17 protein-coding genes and 1 tRNA gene are annotated in these 22035 nt (G+C 38.0%); 12 read left to right on the plus strand and 6 right to left on the minus strand.

Going from position 1 to position 22035, the window contains the following annotated elements; all coding sequences use genetic code 11:
- Nucleotides 1-692 precede the first annotated feature (692 nt).
- Complete coding sequence (locus tag EZ449_RS15895; RefSeq protein WP_131560618.1) at nt 693-2867, minus strand: glutamine synthetase III family protein; 2175 nt, start codon at nt 2865-2867, stop codon at nt 693-695.
- Between the two features lie 203 nt (nt 2868-3070).
- Between EZ449_RS15895 and EZ449_RS15900 the strand changes: the two genes are divergently transcribed.
- Nucleotides 3071-3913 (plus strand): energy transducer TonB, encoded by an 843-nt coding sequence (locus EZ449_RS15900; RefSeq protein WP_131560620.1) that lies wholly within the window; start codon nt 3071-3073, stop codon nt 3911-3913.
- A gap of 277 nt (nt 3914-4190) precedes the next feature.
- Here the strand turns inward: EZ449_RS15900 and purL are convergent, their stop codons facing one another.
- Nucleotides 4191-7943 (minus strand): phosphoribosylformylglycinamidine synthase, encoded by a 3753-nt coding sequence (gene purL, locus EZ449_RS15905; protein ID WP_317130438.1) that lies wholly within the window; start codon nt 7941-7943, stop codon nt 4191-4193.
- A 115-nt stretch (nt 7944-8058) separates the two neighbouring features.
- On the opposite strand from purL, the gene gloA2 reads away from it, so the two are divergent.
- The 4 genes from gloA2 to fbp all read left to right on the plus strand — a co-directional run bounded on the left by gloA2 (nt 8059) and on the right by fbp (nt 10986).
- Complete coding sequence (gloA2, locus tag EZ449_RS15910) at nt 8059-8451, plus strand: SMU1112c/YaeR family gloxylase I-like metalloprotein (protein ID WP_131560624.1); 393 nt, start codon at nt 8059-8061, stop codon at nt 8449-8451.
- Between the two features lie 70 nt (nt 8452-8521).
- Complete coding sequence (locus tag EZ449_RS15915) at nt 8522-9223, plus strand: tRNA1(Val) (adenine(37)-N6)-methyltransferase (RefSeq protein ID WP_131560626.1); 702 nt, start codon at nt 8522-8524, stop codon at nt 9221-9223.
- 172 nt (nt 9224-9395) lie between these two features.
- A complete protein-coding gene (locus EZ449_RS15920) occupies nt 9396-9887 on the plus strand; it encodes a metallophosphoesterase family protein (RefSeq protein ID WP_131560628.1) in 492 nt (163 codons plus the stop codon).
- Between the two features lie 19 nt (nt 9888-9906).
- A complete protein-coding gene (gene fbp / locus EZ449_RS15925; RefSeq protein WP_394347145.1) occupies nt 9907-10986 on the plus strand; it encodes a class 1 fructose-bisphosphatase in 1080 nt (359 codons plus the stop codon).
- On the opposite strand, the gene rnhA is transcribed toward fbp, so the two are convergent.
- Nucleotides 10983-11456: a ribonuclease HI gene (rnhA, locus tag EZ449_RS15930; RefSeq protein ID WP_131560630.1), complete on the minus strand. Its 474-nt coding sequence runs from the start codon at nt 11454-11456 to the stop codon at nt 10983-10985. The two genes, fbp and rnhA, sit on opposite strands and share 4 nt — an antisense overlap.
- A gap of 176 nt (nt 11457-11632) precedes the next feature.
- Between rnhA and EZ449_RS15935 the strand changes: the two genes are divergently transcribed.
- Nucleotides 11633-11706: transfer RNA gene (locus EZ449_RS15935), tRNA-His, on the plus strand.
- Nucleotides 11707-12038: 332 nt separating this feature from the next.
- Here the strand turns inward: EZ449_RS15935 and EZ449_RS15940 are convergent.
- Both EZ449_RS15940 and EZ449_RS15945 read right to left on the minus strand, forming a co-directional pair.
- On the minus strand, nt 12039-12746 hold the full coding sequence (locus tag EZ449_RS15940; RefSeq protein WP_131560632.1) for a LytR/AlgR family response regulator transcription factor: 708 nt from the start codon (nt 12744-12746) through the stop codon (nt 12039-12041).
- 2 nt (nt 12747-12748) lie between these two features.
- Entirely contained in the window at nt 12749-13795 is a 1047-nt protein-coding gene (locus EZ449_RS15945; protein WP_165499790.1) for a sensor histidine kinase, read from the minus strand.
- Between the two features lie 221 nt (nt 13796-14016).
- Here EZ449_RS15945 and EZ449_RS15950 point away from each other — a divergent pair, with 221 nt between their 5' ends.
- The 5 genes from EZ449_RS15950 to EZ449_RS15970 all read left to right on the plus strand — a co-directional run bounded on the left by EZ449_RS15950 (nt 14017) and on the right by EZ449_RS15970 (nt 20192).
- On the plus strand, nt 14017-16338 hold the full coding sequence (locus EZ449_RS15950; RefSeq protein ID WP_131560636.1) for a TonB-dependent receptor: 2322 nt from the start codon (nt 14017-14019) through the stop codon (nt 16336-16338).
- A 10-nt stretch (nt 16339-16348) separates the two neighbouring features.
- The gene (locus tag EZ449_RS15955; protein WP_131560638.1) at nt 16349-17167 is read left to right on the plus strand and encodes a DUF4249 domain-containing protein; all 819 of its coding nucleotides are present in this window, start codon (nt 16349-16351) and stop codon (nt 17165-17167) included.
- 521 nt (nt 17168-17688) lie between these two features.
- Nucleotides 17689-18252, plus strand: a complete 564-nt coding sequence (locus EZ449_RS15960; protein ID WP_131560640.1) for a Crp/Fnr family transcriptional regulator — start codon at nt 17689-17691, stop codon at nt 18250-18252.
- A 73-nt stretch (nt 18253-18325) separates the two neighbouring features.
- Nucleotides 18326-19267, plus strand: a complete 942-nt coding sequence (locus EZ449_RS15965; protein WP_131560642.1) for an alpha/beta fold hydrolase — start codon at nt 18326-18328, stop codon at nt 19265-19267.
- A 28-nt stretch (nt 19268-19295) separates the two neighbouring features.
- On the plus strand, nt 19296-20192 hold the full coding sequence (locus EZ449_RS15970) for an SDR family NAD(P)-dependent oxidoreductase (protein ID WP_131560645.1): 897 nt from the start codon (nt 19296-19298) through the stop codon (nt 20190-20192).
- Between the two features lie 394 nt (nt 20193-20586).
- On the opposite strand, the gene EZ449_RS15975 is transcribed toward EZ449_RS15970, so the two are convergent.
- On the minus strand, nt 20587-21465 hold the full coding sequence (locus EZ449_RS15975; protein WP_131560647.1) for an SDR family oxidoreductase: 879 nt from the start codon (nt 21463-21465) through the stop codon (nt 20587-20589).
- A 105-nt stretch (nt 21466-21570) separates the two neighbouring features.
- On the opposite strand from EZ449_RS15975, the gene EZ449_RS15980 reads away from it, so the two are divergent.
- On the plus strand, nt 21571-21945 hold the full coding sequence (locus EZ449_RS15980) for a winged helix-turn-helix transcriptional regulator (protein WP_131560649.1): 375 nt from the start codon (nt 21571-21573) through the stop codon (nt 21943-21945).
- The last annotated feature ends 90 nt before the right edge of the window (nt 21946-22035 follow it).

The following is a 22035-nucleotide window of genomic DNA, read 5'->3' on the forward strand; positions in this document are numbered from 1 at the left end:
TGTCTAATCTTATTCATGCTGAGCAGTTTGTTCGCCATATTTATAGGGGTAAGCTTGATGCTTACCAAACCTATATAATTGGCGGGTTAAACTATGCCCAATTGCGTGATATGGTAAATATAGTGGTGCAGTATGTGTCGGAATGGCAGAGTGAAATAATCCTGCAATAAACCAAAAGTGGTGCACTTTGCCTCGGAATATTTAATTACCTCAAACAAAAACTGGTGTACTTTGGCTCGGAATGACTGGTGTACTATGCCTCGGAATGGGTGGTGTAGTATAGGTCGGAATATCCAGTTGAGCTACACAGAAGATTTTTTACTATATAAGAAATGTAAGAGTTTTGATCTTTTATTAGCAATTTTAGAAAACCAAATAATTAGTTGATTATCAGATAAGATTTTTTACCATATAAGAAATGTAGGAACATTTAAGTTGGATGGAGGAAATGATGAGGTTCTGTTTTTACCACCTTAGAAACCTAAGAACATTCTAATAAGCTGAGCGGGAATGAAGAGTTTTTATCTAAGGATAAATCTCAGAACAGTAAAGTTGGATTTGTGGAAATAAGAATTTATGCACATTAAATTTTTGAGATACTGATCTTAATATCCCTAAATCCTAAAAATCCTGATCAAAAAAAGGCGCAGGGGAGAACCCTGCGCCTTAAACCTTTTAGCTTATGCCTTATCTTATTTCATGAATAATAACTCTCTGAATTTTGGTAATGGCCAAACGCTATCATCAACGATTTGTTCTAATTTATCTGCATGGTAACGGATAACCTCGAAATACGTTTTAACTTTCTCATCGTAAGCAATTGCTTTCTCACGTGTATCTTCGATCTTGTTAGTCACTTTACGTTCCTCTAACATCGCATCGATATTGGTTTTAACGATTTCTAAGTGCTCAGATAATTTTTTAACGATATCCAAAGAAACCTTACTATCTACACCGATTTCTTTTAAGCCTTTTACGTTTGCGATTAAAGAGTTTTGGTAAGCAATTGCAGCGGGTATAATTGCAGTGTTTGCAACCTCGCCCATTACACGAGCCTCGATTTGTAGTTTTTTGTAGAAGTTTTCTAACATGATTTCATGACGGGCATGAATTTCACGTTTGCTATAAATATTGGTGGCAGCGAATAATTCTGCTGATTTTTCTGTTAAATAAGCATCTAAAGCCTTAGGTGTAGTTTTAATGTTTGATAAACCACGTGCTGCAGCTTCATCTTCCCACTCTTGACTATAACCATTACCTTCGAAACGGATTGATTTCGATTCTTTGATGTATTTCTTGATTACCGTTAATAAAGCGATGTCTTTTTTATCACCTTTCTTAATTAATTTATCAACCTCAACCTTGAATTTAGTTAATTGCTCAGCCATGATCGCGTTTAAGATCGTCATTGGTGCTGATGAGTTAGCTGAAGAACCAACGGCTCTTAATTCAAATTTGTTACCAGTAAATGCGAAAGGAGAAGTACGGTTACGATCTGTATTATCCAACAAGATTTGTGGAATTTTAGGAATACCTAACCAAAGTGCATTATCCTCTTTAATTTTTTTGCTGATACGTGAATGCTCAATCTCATCCAACACATCGTTCAATTGAGAACCTAGGAAAATGGAGATAATTGCTGGTGGCGCCTCATTAGCACCTAAACGGTGATCATTACTTACCGATGCAATACTTGCACGTAATAAATCTGCATGCTCACTTACTGCTTTAACTGTATTCACAAAGAAAGCAAGGAACATTAAGTTATTTTTAGGCGTTTTACCTGGAGCCAATAAGTTTTTACCAGTATCTGTAATTAGCGACCAGTTGTTGTGCTTACCTGATCCATTAATACCTGCATAAGGTTTTTCGTGCAATAAAACACGGAAATGGTGGCGACGAGCAACTTTTTCCATCAAATCCATCAATAATTGATTGTGATCGATTGCTAAGTTGATTTCCTCATAAATTGGCGCACACTCAAATTGAGATGGAGCAACCTCATTGTGGCGGGTTTTTAAAGGAATGCCTAATTTTAAAGCTTCGTTTTCGAAATCTACCATGTAAGTGAATACACGCTCAGGAATCGATCCGAAATAATGGTCTTCTAATTGTTGGCCTTTAGCAGACATGTGTCCGAATAAGGTACGGCCAGTTAATAATAAATCAGGACGAGCATTGAATAAAGACTCATCAACCAAGAAATATTCTTGCTCGATACCTAGTGAAGCATTTACTTTAGTAATGCTTTTATCGAAATATTGGCAAACATCAACAGCAGCTTTATCAAGTGCAGCTAATGCTTTTAACAAAGGTGCTTTATAATCCAAGGCTTCTCCGGTATATGATACGAAAACTGTAGGGATACAAAGTGTTTTACCTGCTTTACTTTCCATAATGAAAGCTGGAGATGATGGATCCCAAGCGGTATAACCACGAGCTTCGAATGTGTTACGGATACCACCGTTAGGGAAGCTAGATGCATCTGGTTCTTGTTGAACTAAGGCACTACCAGCAAATTTCTCGATAGCTCCATCGCCACTCGGCTCAAAAAATGAATCGTGTTTTTCTGCTGTTGTACCAGTTAATGGCTGGAACCAGTGAGTGTAATGTGTTGCGCCAGCGCTCATTGCCCAAGCTTTCATAGCTGTTGCAATTTGGTTTGCGTCATCAGAATTAATTAATTCACCTTGGTTAATAGATGAGATTAATTTTTCATACACGTCCTTAGATAAGAAATCTCTCATTTTTCTCTTATCAAATACATTAGCGCCAAAAAAGTCAGAAATTTTTGATGATGGTGATTTAACTTCTGGTGAAATTCTGTTTTGAGCCTCTTTTAATGCGATGGTTCTTAAGCTTTTCATTAATTTGTTATGTTTTTTGTCAAAAATAGTATATTTTATTAATTTTTGTAAAACATTCGTAATAAATATATCAATTTTATTGAAAGTGAAATAAAAAAATGTTTTTCAGATGAATTTTTTCATTTTTCGTAAAGAAAATAGATTTTTTAAATGTTTTATGGAATTGATGATTTGACTGCATCATGGTATAAAACTTAAAAGCTATGTTCAACTCATCATTTAATGTGTACAAAACCGAGTGGCTCGATCTTGTATTTGCAGACCGCAACAAAAATTATGGCGCTTATGAATTAAGGTCTAAATCATCTTCAATCTTAACGAGATCACTTTTAATATCGGGTAGTTTAGTTATAGTACTCTGCTTTAGTCCGTTAGTTTATGCTAAGCTATTTCCAAAAGAAATTGTTGTAGATGCACCCGCAACATTAGTTGTGCTGGACGATGTAATTCACGATATGAAGAAGCCAGAGCCAGAGAAGAAAATCGAACCTGCAAAAGCTGATCCCGTAAAAGTTAAAACGGTTGCGTTATCGCAAAACATTGTTGTAGTTAATAAAGTAGATCTTCCTGATCCTCCAACAATTGATGAGATTAAGGATGCCGTAATTAGTGATAAAACACAAGCCGGTATTGTTACTCCAAATGCTGTTGTAACGGAAAATAAAGGTGATGGAAATGGCACTGGAACTGCAAAAGAAGGTGAGGGCGGTGGAGATCCAAATGCTGTTGTTGGGATAGAAGGTGTAGATGAGTACCCAGAATTTACTGGTGGCGCAAAAGCTTGGTCTAAATATATGGAACGTAATTTAAGGTACCCATCTCAAGCTCAAGAAGAAGGTAAAGCTGGAAAGGTTTTTGTGAGTTTTGTTGTAGAGAAAGACGGTTCCATTACCGATGTAAAGGTGTTAAGGGGAATTGGTTTTGGATGTGATGAGGAGGCGATTAAGGTTATTAAAAAATCTCCACTTTGGAAACCGGGTAAAAATAAAGGTACTCCAGTTAGGGTGAGGTATAATATGGCGATTAACTTTCAGATCACGCAATAGCGCTAATGATATGTAAAATAAATTGATTAAGTGAGGTTGGTTTAAAAAAGGCTTGAGTGGAAACTCAAGCCTTTTCTCATATTTTATTAAAATTATTTGGTCGTTTATTGATATGTTTCTATTTTTTTGGTATCAATGAGCTCAGCAAAGCTTCGGTTTAACACGCTATCCTCTGTATCCCCAAAGAAAAACTGGGGGATGCCGCTTCTATCGTTAACGCAAAGTACATGTGATTTAATTTGCTTAGAAAGGGAGCCTAAACCCTAAACCTTCTACCTTAAACCTTTTCCTCAATCCATTTCCTAGCATTCACAAAAGCTTCCATCCAAGGAGAAACTTCGTCTTTACGCCCTGCAGGATAATTTGCCCAATGCCACTGAAATAAAGAACGTTCAATATGCGGCATCATGACCAAGTGACGGCCAGTTTCATCACACATCATTGCTGTACTGTAATCAGATCCATTCGGATTGGCCGGATAAGTTGCATAAGCGTATTTAGCTACGATTTTGTATTTGTCTTCAGCATACGGTAAAGAGAATCTTCCTTCTCCATGCGATACCCAAACGCCTAATGTACTTCCTGCTAGTGTAGAAAGCATTACCGAATTGTTTTCTTGCAAGGTTAACGAAGTGAAAATACTTTCGTGCTTTCCACTTTTATTATGCAACATTTTAGGTTTTTCTTCGTGGTCTTTATTAATCAAGCCAAGCTCTACAAATAATTGGCAACCGTTACAAACGCCAACAGATAAAGTATCAGGGCGAGCAAAGAATTTTTCTAAAGCTACTTTTGCTTTTTCGTTGTACATAAATGCACCAGCCCAACCCTTTGCCGAGCCTAAAACATCAGAGTTAGAGAAACCACCAACAGCACCGATAAACTGAATATCTTCAAGCGTTTCTCTGCCGGTAATTAAATCCGTCATGTGTACATCTTTCACATCAAAACCAGCCAAATACATTGCGTTGGCCAATTCTCGTTCAGAGTTACTTCCTTTTTCACGAATAATCGCCGCTTTCGGACGAGGTTTAGATGAATCAATTATTGGTTTCTTTCCATCGAATTGCAATGGGAAAGTATAGTTTAAAATGTGATTTTTATAATTATCGTAACGTTCTTTTGCTAAACCATTACCCGTTTGTTTGCTATCTAATAAGTATGAAGTTTTGAACCAAACATCACGTAAATGATCAATATCGAAACTAAAATGATCTGCAGCATTTTTAATTTCCAGCGTAGCTGATGAACTTACTTTTCCAATTTTATGGAAAGTTACACCAGCATCTGCCAATGTTTTTTCTACTGAAATATCAGCCTGAAAAACCAAAGCGATATTCTCTGCAAACAATAATTTGATGATATCTTGTTCTGCCAATGTAGATAAATCGATCGATGCGCCCAAATCGCAATCGGCAAAACACATTTCCAGTAAAGTAGTAATTAATCCACCGCTACCGATATCGTGTCCAGCTTGAATTTTTTCTTCTTTTATTAATTGTTGAATGGTGTTAAATGCCTTTGAGAATTGATCAGCATTTTTAACATCGGGCGTTTCCGTTCCGATTTTATTTAGAATTTGTGCGAAAGAAGAACCACCTAATTTATAGGTGTCATTAGAAAGGTTGATGTAATAAATAGCGCCACCATCTTTTTGCAAAACAGGTTCCACTACTTTAGTAATGTCATCGCAGTTACCACCAGCAGAAATAATCACCGTTCCGGGTGCAATTACATCGCCATTCTTATATTTCTGTTTCATCGATAACGAATCTTTTCCCGTTGGGATGTTGATTCCTAAATCGATCGCAAAATCTGAACAAGCTTTAACGGCGGCGTATAAACGAGCATCTTCACCTTCGTTTTTACAAGCCCACATCCAGTTGGCCGAAAGTGAAACACTTTTCAAGCCATCTTTTAATGGCGCCCAAACAATGTTCGATAAAGATTCTGCTATCGCATTGCGACTACCGGCAGCAGGATCTATCAAAGCCGAAAGTGGAGCGTGACCAACTGAAGTCGCGATTCCTTCTTTTCCTTGAAAATCTAAAGCCATAACACCGCAGTTATTTAAAGGCAACTGCAATGGACCAGCGGTTTGTTGTTTTGCAACGCGACCACCCACGCAACGATCTACTTTATTGGTTAACCAATCTTTGGATGCAACTGCCTCCAATTGTAAAACCTGCTCTAAATAAGTATTTAGCTCTGCTTTATTATAAGTTATTGCCTCGTAATTGCGATCGATGGTTTTATCATCCATTACAATTTTCGGCGAGCTGCCGAACATATCTTTCAATTCGAAATCCATTGGTTTAACACCAGTAGTTTCAGATTTGAAAGTAAAACGATGATCGCCAGTTACCTTGCCCACCGTGTACATGGGTGAACGTTCGCGATCGGCAATTTTTTGTAAAGTATCGATATGTTCATTGCTGATCACCAATCCCATTCTTTCTTGAGATTCGTTTCCGATAATTTCTTTTGCCGATAGGGTAGGATCGCCAACAGGAAGTTTATCCAAGTTAATCAATCCACCGGTTTCTTCAACCAATTCTGATAAACAGTTTAAGTGGCCACCAGCGCCATGATCGTGAATGGAAACGATAAAGTTTTCTTCGCTTTCTACCATTCCACGTACCGCATTTGCCGCACGTTTTTGCATTTCAGGGTTGGAGCGTTGAATCGCATTTAACTCAATTCCCGATCCATGCTGGCCAGTATCAGCAGATGAAACTGCTGCACCACCCATTCCAATTCTATAATTTTCACCGCCAAGAATTACAATATTATCGCCTTCTTGTGGTTTTAACTTTTGTGCCTGACTTGCCTTGCCATAACCCACACCGCCAGCAAGCATAATTACTTTATCAAAACCTAACTTGCGGTTGTTCTCTTCGTGCTCAAACGTTAAAACAGATCCTGTAATTAGTGGTTGTCCGAATTTATTACCAAAATCTGTGGCACCGTTTGATGCTTTGATCAGGATGTCCATTGGCGTTTGGTATAGCCATTCTCTTTCTTCAACACCGTTTTCCCAAGGTCTGTTGTCTTCTAAACGAGAAAGTGCAGTCATGTAAACAGCAGTTCCTGCCAAAGGTAAAGAACCTTGTCCGCCAGCTAAACGATCTCTAATTTCGCCACCAGAACCAGTTGCAGCACCATTGAAAGGCTCCACTGTAGTTGGGAAATTATGTGTTTCTGCTTTTAAGGAAATTACCGATTCAAAATCGCTGGTTGCGTAATAATCAGGAACATCAGCACGTTTCGGTGCAAATTGTTGTACTCTTGGGCCTTTAATAAAAGCGACATTATCTTTATATGCCGAAACAATATCGTTCGGGTTTTCTTCTGATGTTTTGCGAATCAATTTGAAAAGTGAACTCGGTTGCTCTACACCATCGATTACAAATTTACCATTGAAAATTTTATGGCGACAGTGTTCAGAATTTACTTGCGAGAAACCAAAAACTTCAGAATCTGTTAATGGTCTTTCTAAACGAGTAGCTAAAAAGTTCAAATATTCAACTTCTTCATCACTTAAAGATAAGCCCTCTTGTTTATTGTAAGCAGCAATATCTGTGATTTCTAAAATTGGTTCTGGTTTAATATCTATTGTAAAAGTGTCTTGGTCAAGCTTACCGTATTTTTGAGAAAGCATTGGGTCATAATCTGAAAAATCTTCAGCAACTGCTTTAAATTCCTCAATTCTGATGATGCCCTGCATGTCCATATTCTGGGTAATCTCAACAGCGTTGGTACTCCAAGGTGTAATCATTGCCGCTCTTGGTCCAACAAAAAAGCCACTTAGTGCTTTTTCTTGCGAAATTTTGGCACCGCCAAATAACCATTCGAGTTTAGTAATATCATTTTGGGAAAGCGTTTCGTTCGATTGTAAAACAAAAATCGCCTGCGATTGACTAAGGAAGAAATGAATCATGCTTTTTTTTTGAAGTTGCAAAAATAGGTTTTTTAAATTTAATGAGGGAAGGAATGAATGATTGAATGAGAGAATTTTGAGTGAGTGAATGTAAAATTAAATGAGTTGGGAATGATTGAATTTTCTATGGCGATTTTAAATTCAATCATTTTATGCAACTTTGTCACATTCACTCATTCCATCATCCAAAACTCAATCATTAATTATGTTCAATCGCATTCATCATATCGCCATTATTTGTTCAGACTATGAGAAATCAAAAGATTTTTACGTAAATAAATTAGGCCTGACTGTTTTGTCTGAAGTTTATCGCGAAGCCAGAAAATCTTATAAATTGGATTTAGCTGTAAATGGATTGTATCAAATCGAATTGTTTTCTTTTGAAAACCCTCCTGCAAGGCCATCCCGACCAGAGGCACAAGGTTTACGACATTTAGCTTTTGAGGTTGATGATATTGCAGTTGAAATTGCAAGAATAAATGCTGTTGGAATAACAACTGAGCCAATTCGGGTTGATGAATTTACAGATAAGCGTTTTACTTTTTTCTCTGATCCTGATGGATTGCCATTAGAGTTGTATGAGAAAGAAGTTGGTTAAAAGTTTTGTCAACTTTAACCTGCAAGCGGTTATAAAAGTTGAAAAAGCTGAATAAGATAAATCAGTTTACATGAGTATTTTTAAATTCAAACAGTTCGAGGTAAACCAATCTGGCTGCGCCATGAAGATTAACACCGATGGGGTATTGATTGGGGCGGCTGCAAATCACCCCTCGCCAAAAAACATTCTAGATATTGGTACCGGAACTGGTGTAATTGCAATGATGATGGCTCAACGGTTTCCAAATGCTATAATTGATGCAGTTGAAATTGATGAGCAAGCGGCTGAAACTGCAAAGAGAAATTTTCAGTTATCAGTTTTCAGTGATCGATTAGCAATCAAAAATATAGCCATTCAACAATATCACAATACTCAAAAATTCGACCTTATTGTTTCTAATCCTCCGTTTTTCGTAAACGATTTAAAGAGCGAGGAGCTTAAAAAAGGAATTGCACGACATGCTGATGAAGATTTTTTTCAGTTGTTAGTGAAAAAATCAAGTGAATTTTTAAGTGATGGAGGGAAAATATGGTTAATTCTTCCGGTTAAGCAAGCAAACAAGGTTATCGAAATTGCAAGCCTTTATGGATTGTCCCTTTTTGAAAGAATTCATATTCATTCTGATGAAACAAAGCCGACTTTTAGGCAAATGATTTGTTTAGGTAGGGAAGAGGTAATTCCAGTTGAAAGGGATTTTTATATTTACGAATCCTTTAAAAAACACAGCGCAATTTATAAAGAACTTTTAAAGGATTTTTTTCTGGCTTTTTAAGGTTTAGGTTTTTTGCTATGGTAATATGCTACATAGCTTTTAATTTATCAAATAGATAAACTGGCCCATTATTTAAAAAATTTATCAAACTGTGTATTATTAGGATTAAGGCTTTAAAACCATTTCAAAGCTAAAAATTTCTGTAAATTTCGATCACAATTTACTTTACAAAATGAAAAAAATAGGTTTAATTTCCGATACACATGGTTACTTAGATGATGCTGTTTTCAAACACTTCGATTCAGTAGATGAGGTGTGGCATGCAGGTGATTTCGGTCCAAATGTGGCTGCACCTTTAGCGGCATTTAAGCCTTTGCGTGGCGTGTTTGGAAATATAGATGATGCAGAAATTAGATCAGAATTTCCAGAGAAAAATCGTTTTAGCTGCGAACAGGTGGATGTTTTGATGATTCATATAGGTGGTTACCCTGGGAAATACTCCTCGTATGTGAAGCCAGAAATATACACTAACCCTCCGAAATTATTTATCACAGGTCATTCGCATATTTTAAAGGTAATGTTTGATGAAAAACTAAAATGTTTACATATAAACCCTGGTGCAGCTGGTAAACATGGTTGGCACAAAGTGAGAACCCTAGTTAGGTTTTGCATAACTGACGAAAATATTCATACCTTAGAAGTTATAGAGTTATCGGGTAGGTAATGTAAAATGTACACTAAGTATGATTTGTGGCGTAAAAACACTAGGACAATTTATTATAGAAAAACAGGCAGATTTCCCTTATGCCAAAGGAGAGCTATCTAGATTACTTCGAGATATAGCAATTGCCGCTAAAATTGTAAATAGGGAAATAAATAAAGCGGGTTTGGTTGATATGCTTGGCCACGTTGGTACAACCAATATACAGGGCGAAAAACAAAAAAAGCTCGATGTATATGCTGATCAACAATTTATAGCTGCGCTAACTAGCGGTGGGGAATGTTGCATCATTGCAAGTGAGGAAGAGGAAGAAATTATTCATATCGAATCACCTGTTTCTCAAAATGCCAAATACATTGTTTGTATCGACCCTATGGATGGCTCATCAAATACAGATGTAAACGTTGCGGTTGGGACGGTTTTTTCAATTTATCGCCGTAAGTCTTTAGAAGGAAAAGCAGGTATTGCAGATGTTTTACAAAAAGGTTCCGAACAAGTTGCTGCTGGGTATATTATTTATGGTTCATCTACAATGTTGGTTTACACCACCGGGAAAGGTGTAAATGGATTTACCTTAGATCCATCAATAGGAGAATTTTGTTTGTCGCATCCCGAAATGAAAATTCCTGAAACTGGTATTACCTATTCCATAAATGAGGGCAATTACGTTCATTTTCCTGAAGGTGTAAAAAAATATATTAAGTATTGTCAAGTAGAGGATGAAGCTTCTGAGAGGCCATATACCTCTCGTTATATTGGCTCAATGGTAGGCGACATTCACAGAAGTTTAATTAACGGAGGGATTTATATTTACCCTACAACAGCTCGCTCTCCGGAGGGTAAATTGCGTTTGCTCTACGAATGTAATCCAATGGCTTATATTATCGAACAGGCAGGCGGTAAAGCCACTACAGGTTTTGAGCGAATTTTAGAAATTCAACCCACAGAAGTTCATCAAAGAGTTCCAATTTTTATTGGCTCAAAAAAAATGGTAGAAAAGGCTGAGGAAATGATGTTGCTGCATACGGCAAAGTCAATCTCTATCGAGGAAAAATTGGAATCTAAACTTGAGGGTTTAGGCGTTATCGGTGGTATTGATTAAAGTAAAGTCGCTTTATTTCTTTCAGCTTCGAAAAAAGAATCAATAGCTAGGTTTTGTTTGTCTTGCGAGGCAAAAACCGCTAACCTGTCACAGCGCTCATTCTCAGGATGATCGTTGTGGCCTTTTATCCAAATGAATTTTATTTTGTGAAGTTTGTTCAGTTCGAGAAATCGAAGCCAGAGATCCTTGTTCTTTTTATCCTTAAAATTTTTAGTTACCCAGCCAAATACCCATTTTTTTTCAACGGCATCAACAACATATTTCGAATCAGAATAAACTGTAACTTGTTGATTTAAGCTTTTCAATGCCTCTAAGCCCTTAATTACTGCCAGTAATTCCATTCGGTTATTTGTCGTCATTCTAAAGCCGCCACTCAATTCCTTGTAATGTTGGCCAGCCCTTAAAATTGTTCCATAACCACCAGGGCCTGGGTTTCCGCTAGCTGCTCCGTCTGTGTAAATCTCGATCATAAACGCCATAAAGTTATGTTTTTAGGTTTGAAATAACTTGCTAAATCCATTTTTGAGGTTTTATTTTCATTTCAAATAATTGAATAATAACCAATTAAAAATTAACCATTAAATCTTTGATAAAAATATTTGCAAAAAATATTAAAAGTTGTACTTTTGTAGCACGAAAAAATACGGTGGTTGTAGCTCAGTTGGTTAGAGCACTGGTTTGTGGTGCCGGGGGTCGTGGGTTCGAGCCCCATCATCCACCCCGAATTTTTAAAGCAGTTCTGAAAAGAGCTGCTTTTTTTGTTTAAAATATTTATTTTCAGTTAGTTATAATATATTTAATATCTTGAAAAGTGGTTCGATGTTTCAATGTTAAAAACGAATATTTTTTCAAAAATGCCTTTTGGGTCTATAGGTATTGATTTTTTGATTCGAGCCCCGTCATCGTGTAAGCCCATTACCAATTTTCTTGACGCAAATTTTACCGCTTTTAGAACGACAAGTTACTACATTACGAGATATCGTTAAGGAAGCCCTTTAAAGTATCTTAAAGGGGTTTTTTGTTTTTAGGCGGTTTTATCTTTGACATCTATTCTATAGGTTTTTTTTACTGATATAATTTTGCAGCAGGGAGCGATATCCATCACCAATTGGAATCTCTTTTCTCTGGATAACCAGTTGCGCTTTTTGTACGGAATCGATCTTATCGAGAGCGATCATAAAAGATTTATGTACCCGCATGAACTTGCTGCTATCAAGTCGCTCTTCTATTGCCTTTAGACCCAGCCTTGTTACGATGGTATTGCCATAAGTTAGGTTAATGCGGACATAATCCTTAAGGCCTTCAATATAGGTAACATCACGAAGCATAACCTTAACCAGCGAATAATTGGCATTGACAAAAACATATGCATCCTCTTGGATTGCCTCTATGGGTAGGTTTTTTGATACCTTTAACCTGTTCTTCGCTTTTTGAACAGCCTTTAGAAAACGGGCAAAAGGAACAGGCTTGATGAGATAATCAACAACATCTAGTTCAAAACCATCAAGGGCGTGCTGCTGGAAAGCGGTAACAAGGATCACCATCGGTGGATTAACCACATTCCTTAAAAATTCAAGGCCTGTTAGTCCGGGCATCTGGATATCAAGAAAGATGAGGTCAATCTGGTGCTGACTGAGCAGTTCTATCGCTTCGGTTGCACTCTTGGCCGATGCCACCAGGCTCAAGAAAGGAACTTGTGCAATATTGTCTGCCATTAATTCTCTGGCGGGAAGTTCATCGTCTATAATTATGCAATTCATATTTATAGATTTAAATCAAGTTTCGCTATAAAAACATCCCCTTGCTGATGCACTTTTAGCGAGTGCCTATCTGGATAAAGCAATTCCAACCGTCTGGTAACATTAACCAATCCAATTCCAGAGCCCTCGTTTTGGGGCACTTTTCTATCTGCCAAACTGTTAATTACCACAAGACTAAGCAGTTGGTTAGTGGTGTCCATCGAGAGGGAAACGTCGATTAGGGGCGGCTTTACTGTACCAATGCCATGCTTAAAGGCATTTTCCACAAAAGGCATCATCAGCATAGGTTCGATTTTATAACCTTCAAAATGCCCCGAAAGAAACAAGTTGAATTGTAACTCATCGCTGAACCTGATGAGTTGCAGATTGATATAATTCTTAAGGTATTCTACCTCTTTGTCTAGGCCGATGCGGCTGCCTTCACTGTTATACAGCGTATACCGCATTAGCTGTGAAAGACTGATAAGGGAAGGTTCCATCAGTTCAGATTTTTTTCTCGCCATAGATACTAGTGAATTCATAATATTGAACATAAAGCGTGGGTTAATCTGTGAACGGAGAAAATCGAGTTCGGTCTTTAACTGGATACTTTCTAGTTCACTGATCAGGGCTGCTTGTTTTACTTTATCAAGGTAAAACCGGTAGCAATAGCTACCCAAAATAGCCAGGCCAAAAGAAAAAATGGCCGCTGTGGATACTGGAGGCTTCGCTCTGCGGTAGTTTTCGGTTTCGACAGAAGAAACCCTAGTTCCAAAAGGTATCAGGTAGCGCATTACCAGACAAAAAACAATCAAACAACACCCAATAACGGCAAAATACTTCCACTTTCCGTATGGCTTGTCCCTCAACGGGTAGATCAAATAGGTGTGCAGATAAAATAGGCCGATGAGGAGAACGCTGGAGAAGAAAAGGTTCTGGATAATTTTATTGTGCAGTTCCCCCGGAAGCATGATAATCCGATATAGGAAAGGCAGCAGCAGGAAAAGGACCCAAATGAGCAGGGGTATCCAGCCAGTAGTGTTACTTAGAAATCTTTTTAGTTTGCTCATCGTATCAAAGGTATAGTGGAAAATCCACATTTTTTCATAATTAAGACCAACGCCTTAGTTGGAAAGACCAAAACTGGAATCTTGTAGAAGTTTTCATCAAAACTTCGCAGAAATTTCTACCGTGATGGAAAAAAAATGCCCGTATGTCGCTTTTAACATTCCTTAACATGAATCTTTTGAACCTTTGCTATTGTAAATAAAGCAAACACATTAATTACAACATGAAATATATAATTTTAATCCCTGTGCTGCTAATCGTTTTTTCCAGTGCCTTTGCGCAGAAGAAATTCACTATCAGCGGCACCATCTCCGACAAATCAACGGGCGAAACACTTATTGGTGCAACAGTACGAATCAAAGAGCTGCCCCAAAGCGGCGTCGCAACGAACAGTTATGGTTTCTATTCCATATCGGCGCCACAGGGGCTTTATACACTGTTGGTCACTTATGTGGGTTATGAAACAGTTGTGCGTCCCGATTCCCTCTCACAAAACCACACGGTAAACTTCGCCATCAGCCAACAAAACGCCCTTAATGAAGTGGTGATCAGTTCTAACCGGCCCAATAACAATCAGATTGTTTCCCCCCAGATGGGCTTGGAAAAGCTGAATATGTCGCAAATAAATAACGTCCCAGTACTGATGGGGGAGAAGGATATCCTGAAGACAATTTCCCTGCTCCCCGGCATCAAGTCAGCAACAGAAGGTAATACCGGGTTTTATGTTCGGGGCGGGGCCTCAGATCAGAATTTAATATTGCTGGATGAAGCGACTGTTTACAATGCTTCCCACCTACTGGGCTTTTTCTCTACCTTTAATTCGGATGCGATTAAGGACGTGAGCATTTATAAGGGCGGCATGCCTGCCGAATATGGTGGAAGGCTTTCTTCGGTACTGGATATAAAGATGAACAATGGTAACAGTAAAGATTTTACCGTTCAAGGCGGCTTGGGGCTGATCTCTTCGCGTATCAAATTTGAAGGCCCAATGGGCGACAAAGGATCGTTTATGGTTAGCGGGCGACGAACCTATCTCGATCTATTGTTAAAAGGTTCCAAAGATACTACGCTGTCTAATAGCACCCTAAATTTTTACGATCTGAATGCCAAGTTCAATTACCGCTTCAATGATAAGAACGCGATCTATATTTCTGGCTATTTTGGTAACGATAACCTTGGTATACAGGACAGGTTTGGAAGCAATTGGGGCAATACAACTACCACGTTGCGCTACAACCATATTTTTAGCAATAGGCTTTTTTCAAATACCTCGGTAATCTACAGTAATTATGGCTATACGATGGAGAACTTCTCTACCCAGAACAATTTTAAGTCAACCTCACAGATTACGGACCTGAACCTGAAACAGGATTTTCAATATTCGCTCAGCGATAGCCATTCCCTTAAGTTCGGGATTAATGTACTACACCACACTATAGCACCTGGCAACATCACTGCAAATGGGACATCGAACACTAACAACAAGGACGTTGAAAAGCGTTATGGCTTCGAAAATGCCACCTATTTTAGCGATACCTGGAAAGCCTCTCCCAAATTGACGGTTGAATATGGTCTTCGTTTGAGCAATATGATTCTACTAGGGCCGGGTACATTTAACACTTATGATACCAATGGGAATACCATAAGCTCCAATAGTTATGGTTCGGGATCGCTGGTGAAAAATTACCTGAATCTGGAGCCACGTTTTTCGGCAAGTTACCAGTTATCCGAGGCCAGTTCGGTAAAGGCTTCCTTCAACAGGAACACCCAGAATATTCACCTGCTCAATAACTCGACCACGAGTACACCAACCGCATTATACGTAATGAGCGATAATAATATTAAACCAGAAATTGCTGATCAGATGTCTGTAGGCTGGTTTAAAAACTTTAAAGACAATGCTTTCGAGTTCTCAGCAGAACTGTACTATAAGAACCTGCAGAACCAGATCGACTACAGGGATGGCGCACAGCTGAACGCAAATCAAGATGTCGCCTCTCAATTAACCTATGGATCGGGCCGTGCCTATGGACTGGAACTGTTCCTGAAGAAAAAGTATGGTCGTTTTAATGGCTGGATAGGTTACACCTTATCAAAGACTGAGCGGCAGTTTGACTCCATAAATAATGGCGACTATTTTCCTGCCAGCCAAGACAGAACTCATGATCTTTCGGTGGTGGGGATCTATAAGATCAATAAACGTTGGAGTTTTTCGAGCACCTTTATCTATGCCACCGGAAATGCGGTAAGCTATCCAACTGGCAAGTATGCAGTTAATGGCATTACCACGTTTTCTTATTCAGAGCGCAATGGCTATCGCTTACCTGCTAACAATAGGCTAGATATTGCTTTTACGCTCGAAGGAAAGGAACACAAAAAATATCATTCGAGTTGGAACTTTGGCCTCTACAACGTTTATGGTCACAAGAACCCCTATACTATTACCTTTCAAGAAAGCGAGACCAAGATGGGCACAACAGAGGCCTTGCAGACCAGCATCTTTCCGACCCCTATCCCATCAATTACCTGGAACTTCAAATTTTAATTAAACGACCATGAAAAACTATAACAACAGCATTCTATTTGTATTGACAATTGGGCTGCTCTGCCTTACGGCCTGCGAAGAGGTCATTGACCTGAAGCTCGATGATGCTTCCGGGCAACTCGTGATTGAAGGTAGCTTGACAAATGCCAGTGGGCCTCAGATGGTTAAGCTCACCAAAAACATCCCTTTTACTAGCACCAACATTTATCCGCCGGTTATCGGCGCTGTAGTAACCGTCCAGGCATCATCCGGTGTTAGTTTTCCTCTTATAGAGGGGCCGGCAGGTACCTATACCGTTAATGGCCTGGCTGGTGCTCCGGGGAGTACGTACACACTGATCGTCAAATCTGGCGGACATACCTATAGCGCAGCCTCAACCATGCCCAATGCCGTTGCACTTGATTCCCTGACGAGCAAGGATGGCAGGAGTGGAAATACTGGCGGTGGAAACATCAGTGTAAGAAAAGTGGTTACGGCCCACTATCAGGACCCACCTGGTGTAAAGAACCAATACCTTTTCTTGGTGTACGTAAACGGCGTACAGGTTAAGAATGTGTTCGCATACGATGATAACCTGACCGATGGCAGCCATGTTGGTGCTGACCTTAGGCAAAGTGATATCGATGTGTATGTTGGTGATACTGTCAAGGTAGAAATGCTATGCATTGATAAGCAGATCTACACTTATTGGTTCGCCCTGCAACAGCAAGATGCACATGGTCCTTCGGGTTCCACAGCTCCGGCTAATCCTCCGACTAATATCAGTCCGGCTGCCCTAGGCTATTTCAGTGCCCACACGATACAGACAAAGACCATAGTTGTTAAATAATTGATTAATGAAGATCCTAAAAACGATTAATTTCCAATTGTCTAATTTCTTGCTCAAGTATTTTTGAAAAACTGCCTATTTCAATCAATTCGCCCACAAAATGGTTCGAGTTAAGCCCCATCATCCACCCCGAATTTTTAAAGCAGTTCTGAAAAGAGCTGCTTTTTTTGTTTAAAATCCTCGTCATTTCGATCATATGGAGATCTAGGATCCAGCTGTTTAAGTTTAAAGTGGCTTAATTTTTTGATGTAATAAATGTAGATATATTCAAAAATGCCCTTTGGGGTCTATAGCGCTTAATTTTTTGATTTCAAAATCTTCAATTGCTTTCGCAGAATTAAATGAATTAGATTATATATGCTACCCAATCTTATTCCGAACCAGTCTGGTAAACGTCAATATCCTAACCATTTGGATTGATGGATATAAGAAAAAATAGAGAATGGAGTGTTAACTTTAGCGTTCATGAAAGCCAAAGACTGTTGGACGAATTTCAGAATAAAGCCGATCTTTAACAAAAAATGGAGCAATTTATAACATTCATAAAATCGATCATTTTGATCGATGATTTCGATTTGGAACTTGTACTTTCAAGATGTAAGAAAAAGAAAGTACCTAAAGGGAAAATAATTCTTAAGAAAGGGCAAATTGCCAATCAATATTTTTTTATTGTATCTGGTGGTGTACGTTTTTTTTATGAATTGAATGATCAGGAAAACACAACTTGGGTAACATTTAAAAATGAGTTTTTTACGGAGATTTCCAGTCTAAATCCACAGAAACCAACCAGGTTTACTATAGAAGCCATTGAAGACACTGAACTGGTAGTAATTGATAAAAAGGACATGGATTTTTTATATGGACATATTGCAAGTTGGGAAGAATTTGGGAGAAAAATATGGGAAGCAATGTCTGTAAGAATGATCGATCAGATTTTAAATTTTCAAACGCTATCTGCCGAAAAGCGATATCTAGAATTTATGAATACGCCTGAGATTTTGCAAAAAGTTCCTATTAAGCAATTAGCTGCAGTTCTTGGTATTACACCCAATGCCTTAAGCCGGATTAGGAAGAATATTAAGTGAAGTGATTTTCTACCAATTGGTAGTTTTGTGTAAGCAGTGACTTAATACCTTTGAGTCATTAAAAAAAAAGATAATGACGCAAACAACTGATCACAAAGCACTACCTCAAAATCAGTATACTGATGATGAACTAATTAAAAATTTCCCTGGCTTTACCAATCATTATGCAAGAATTAATGGGCTAAACTTGCACTATATAGAAGGTGGTAGTGGCGAACCGCTAATTTGTTTGCCCGGTTGGCCACAAACTTATTATTCATATCATCCTATCGCCGCCGAACTTGCAAAAGCATATCGTGTAATTATAGTTGATATAAGAGGGATGGGCAGTTCGGGGAAGCCATCTACAGGCTACGACAAGAAAACAATGGCTACCGATATCTTAGCGCTAATACAAGGACTTGGATTATCCAAAGTTCATCTCATGGGGCACGATATAGGTGGTATGGTAGCAATGAGTTTCGCCTTTAATTATCCACAATTCACAGATAAGCTAATTGTTGCAGATGGTGCACACCCAAGCGAGGGTATGATGCAAATGCCATTGATGCCTGTTGCAGGCACCTTTACAAAAAAAATGGACGCCAATATGCCTTATGCCTGGTGGATGGGCTTTAATCAAGTAAAAGAATTACCGGAAAAGATATTGGAGGGTCGCTTTCAATACCTGTTGGACTGGCTTTTTCAGTATGTAATGATCGATGAAAGTAAAATGACTTCATTCGATAGATCAGTGTATGCTTCCGTTTATAATGAACCAGAGAATATTAGAGCTTCAAATGCTTGGTATCAAAGTTTTGCAAAGGATATTGAAGATGCTAAAACGTATCAACCACTTGCCATGCCTGTATTAGGAATTGGCAGTTATGTGAGTTACAATTACATGAAAGCGGGATTGCCTTATGTTGCAAAAGACGTGAATGTAATCGGTATTTTAGATAGTGGCCATTATATGTTTGAAGAACAACCTAAACAAGTATTGGATGCTGTTTTAAACTTTTTAGCATCATCATAAAACAAAAATCAATAACTATATTTTAGCCATGAAAAAAACAATCTTAGTAGCTGGTGCTACTGGTAGCTTAGGAAATAAAATTTGTAGCGAATTAATAAAAAGAGGTGCAGATGTAAGGGCCATTGTTCGAATGGCTACCGATTTTGAAAAAATAGAAACCCTTAAAAATTTAGGCATAGAGGTAATTGAAATAGATTTAACCGACCATGATGAAATCGTAAATGTTTGTGCAAATATAGATTGTGTAGTTTCTGCACTGGCAGGCCTAGGTGATGTGATTATCGACTTGCAGAAAAGGTTATTAGACGGTGCGTTGCAAGCAGGAGTGCCCAGATTCATCCCTTCGGATTTTTGCACGGACTACAATGACCTTCTACCTGGCGAAAACAGGAATTTTGATTTAAGAAGGCAATTCAAAATGTATTTGGATAGTTCTTCTATCCAGGCATCCTCCATTTTTAATGGTGCTTTTGCAGACATACTGAAGTATAATACGCCCATCTTAAATTTAAAAGACAAGAGTATCGGTTATTGGGGTGAAAAAGCAGACTGGAAACTGGATTTCACCACTATGGATAATACTGCCGCTTTTACTGCCGAAGTAGCATTAGACGATAATGCACCTAGAAATTTACAGATTGCAAGTTTCCAGGTCAGTCCCAATATGATATGGGCAGACGTGAAAGTAGCTACAGATCAAGAATTCAGAATGCAAGAACTATCAAGTCTTGAAGATTTTGCACAGATTATAAAAAAGCAAAGAGCCGATAATCCTGCTGGAGAAGCTGAATTGTATGCAAAATGGCAACAAGCTCAATATATGTATTCCATGTTTTCAACTCATCACTATCAACTTTTTAATCAACGTTATAAAAACATTGATTGGACAACAGGTTTGGATTACATAAGTTCTTTTGTCAAATAAAAATGCAAATTAAAAAACAGTGAAAGAACGAGCTTCTCATTGCGGACTAAAGCGTATAAAATCGCCAATTTCAATCAATTCGTCCATAAAATGGTTCGAATTATGCACCACCAGAGACCCGTTAATAAAAAGCAGTCTTTTCAGACTGCTTTTTATTTTTAATTGATATTTCGATTACTTAACAAGGAGATAGAAGATTGTATTGATTGAGCCGTTAATGTCTCTAATTAAAATAAACTCATTTGTCCACCAATTTTGTAGATTTATATAAATTAATTGATCAGGCTCGGTATCCAAATTTGTGTGGGCTTTGAAACAATGCCTTGAGTGAAATTTCGCAACAATTATTTTCGCTTCGAAATGAAGTTGATAGCTTTAAAGTTTCGATAAGATACTAACCATAAACCTGATCAATAAACTGCTTCATAGTTGTTGGTTTATTTCCTAAAAAAGATTGTAAGGTGTTATCCTCCACATCCATTGTACCCTGTGCTTGTGCCAGTCCCCACATCGTAAACATACCAATATATAATTCCGGAACGCCAAAATTTTTCAATATTGAATTAAATTCATCAATACTTGGAGAATCGTATTTGATTTCCTTTTTCAATGCAAATGATATTGCATTTGCTATCTCATTAAATGAGACTGACTCCGTATTGGTCAATTGATAAATCTTATTCTCATGCCCCTCGGTTGCCAATACATGAGCTGCACCCTCAGCAAGTTCTTCGCGAAGCACAAAGCTGGCCTTACCCATCTCTGCAGGAAACAATATGTGGCCAGTTTCAGACACTTTCTCTCCTGCAAAAATTGGAATCATTTCTAAATAGATACCATTTTGAAGAATGGTATAATTGATACCACTGTTTTTTAAAGCTAATTCTGTTTGTACATGCGAGTTTTGGAATGCCGCTATCGCAGAATCTTCAAAATGGGTTTTCCTTACAAAAGAAGTGTAGATAATGTGCTCAACCTGAGCTTCCTTAGCAGCACTTATTACATTAATATGCTGAGCAGTCCTGTTTTCAACAGCTTGTTTATCATTGCTCGAAACTAACAACATCTTCTTTATGCCCCGAAAAGCATTTACCAGTGAAGCATGATCTGTATAATCTGCAACTCTGAGCTCAATTCCTTTTTCCCTGAGGTTTTCTGCCTTTGCCATATCTCTTACTAATGCTGAAATTTCAGCAGGCTTAAAACCTTTTTTTAATAAATGGTCAATGGCTTTAGAACCAAATTGACCAGTTGCTCCTGTAACTAAAATCATTTCTTTATTTTTTAATGAAGCACAAAAATAGTGTAGTTACTATATAAAATATACTTTGTTCTTAAAGAAAAGTACTATACTTTTGTATACTAAGAAACATATGAAATGGATACTTTTCAGGAATTAATAGATCGCGATAAAGTGCAGCAATGCCCTAGGCATTACGTATTGGCTTTAACTGATACGCTAAATGTTGTAAATGGTAAATGGAAACTACCCATTATAGCCTCGTTATTGCATGGTAAAATTCGGTTTAAGGATTTGCAGGAAAATATTGAAAAGATTACCCCTCGAATGTTATCAAAAGAGTTGAAAGAATTGGAGATTAATGGAATGGTGGAGCGTAAGGTATATCCGCAAACACCTATATTGATAGAATATGTTTTAACTGATTCGGGCAAAAACATTACTAAAGTTATAGATTCTATGATTGATTGGGGTATGATGCACAGAACTGAAGCAATAAAAAGTAGGTGGTGATTATACTGAACTAAAGGTTGTGAAATTGTACCAATATTGAAGGTTATTCCTAAATAACATCTCGAAAAATATACGGTTCGATTCCGGCAC

It is taken from the genome of Pedobacter frigidisoli (assembly GCF_004331675.1).
GTDB classification, from domain to species: domain Bacteria; phylum Bacteroidota; class Bacteroidia; order Sphingobacteriales; family Sphingobacteriaceae; genus Pedobacter; species Pedobacter frigidisoli.

What these genes read in the sequence shown, in the direction of transcription:
- EZ449_RS15895 (WP_131560618.1), bottom strand. Translation starts at nt 2,867, where the DNA reads ATGAAAAGCTTAAGAACCATCGCATTAAAAGAGGCTCAAAACAGAATT.
- EZ449_RS15900 (WP_131560620.1), top strand. Translation starts at nt 3,071, where the DNA reads ATGTTCAACTCATCATTTAATGTGTACAAAACCGAGTGGCTCGATCTT.
- gloA2 (WP_131560624.1), top strand. Translation starts at nt 8,059, where the DNA reads ATGTTCAATCGCATTCATCATATCGCCATTATTTGTTCAGACTATGAG.
- EZ449_RS15915 (WP_131560626.1), top strand. Translation starts at nt 8,522, where the DNA reads ATGAGTATTTTTAAATTCAAACAGTTCGAGGTAAACCAATCTGGCTGC.
- EZ449_RS15920 (WP_131560628.1), top strand. Translation starts at nt 9,396, where the DNA reads ATGAAAAAAATAGGTTTAATTTCCGATACACATGGTTACTTAGATGAT.
- fbp (WP_394347145.1), top strand. Translation starts at nt 9,907, where the DNA reads ATGATTTGTGGCGTAAAAACACTAGGACAATTTATTATAGAAAAACAG.
- rnhA (WP_131560630.1), bottom strand. Translation starts at nt 11,456, where the DNA reads ATGATCGAGATTTACACAGACGGAGCAGCTAGCGGAAACCCAGGCCCT.
- EZ449_RS15940 (WP_131560632.1), bottom strand. Translation starts at nt 12,746, where the DNA reads ATGAATTGCATAATTATAGACGATGAACTTCCCGCCAGAGAATTAATG.
- EZ449_RS15945 (WP_165499790.1), bottom strand. Translation starts at nt 13,795, where the DNA reads ATGAGCAAACTAAAAAGATTTCTAAGTAACACTACTGGCTGGATACCC.
- EZ449_RS15950 (WP_131560636.1), top strand. Translation starts at nt 14,017, where the DNA reads ATGAAATATATAATTTTAATCCCTGTGCTGCTAATCGTTTTTTCCAGT.
- EZ449_RS15955 (WP_131560638.1), top strand. Translation starts at nt 16,349, where the DNA reads ATGAAAAACTATAACAACAGCATTCTATTTGTATTGACAATTGGGCTG.
- EZ449_RS15960 (WP_131560640.1), top strand. Translation starts at nt 17,689, where the DNA reads ATGGAGCAATTTATAACATTCATAAAATCGATCATTTTGATCGATGAT.
- EZ449_RS15965 (WP_131560642.1), top strand. Translation starts at nt 18,326, where the DNA reads ATGACGCAAACAACTGATCACAAAGCACTACCTCAAAATCAGTATACT.
- EZ449_RS15970 (WP_131560645.1), top strand. Translation starts at nt 19,296, where the DNA reads ATGAAAAAAACAATCTTAGTAGCTGGTGCTACTGGTAGCTTAGGAAAT.
- EZ449_RS15975 (WP_131560647.1), bottom strand. Translation starts at nt 21,465, where the DNA reads ATGATTTTAGTTACAGGAGCAACTGGTCAATTTGGTTCTAAAGCCATT.
- EZ449_RS15980 (WP_131560649.1), top strand. Translation starts at nt 21,571, where the DNA reads ATGGATACTTTTCAGGAATTAATAGATCGCGATAAAGTGCAGCAATGC.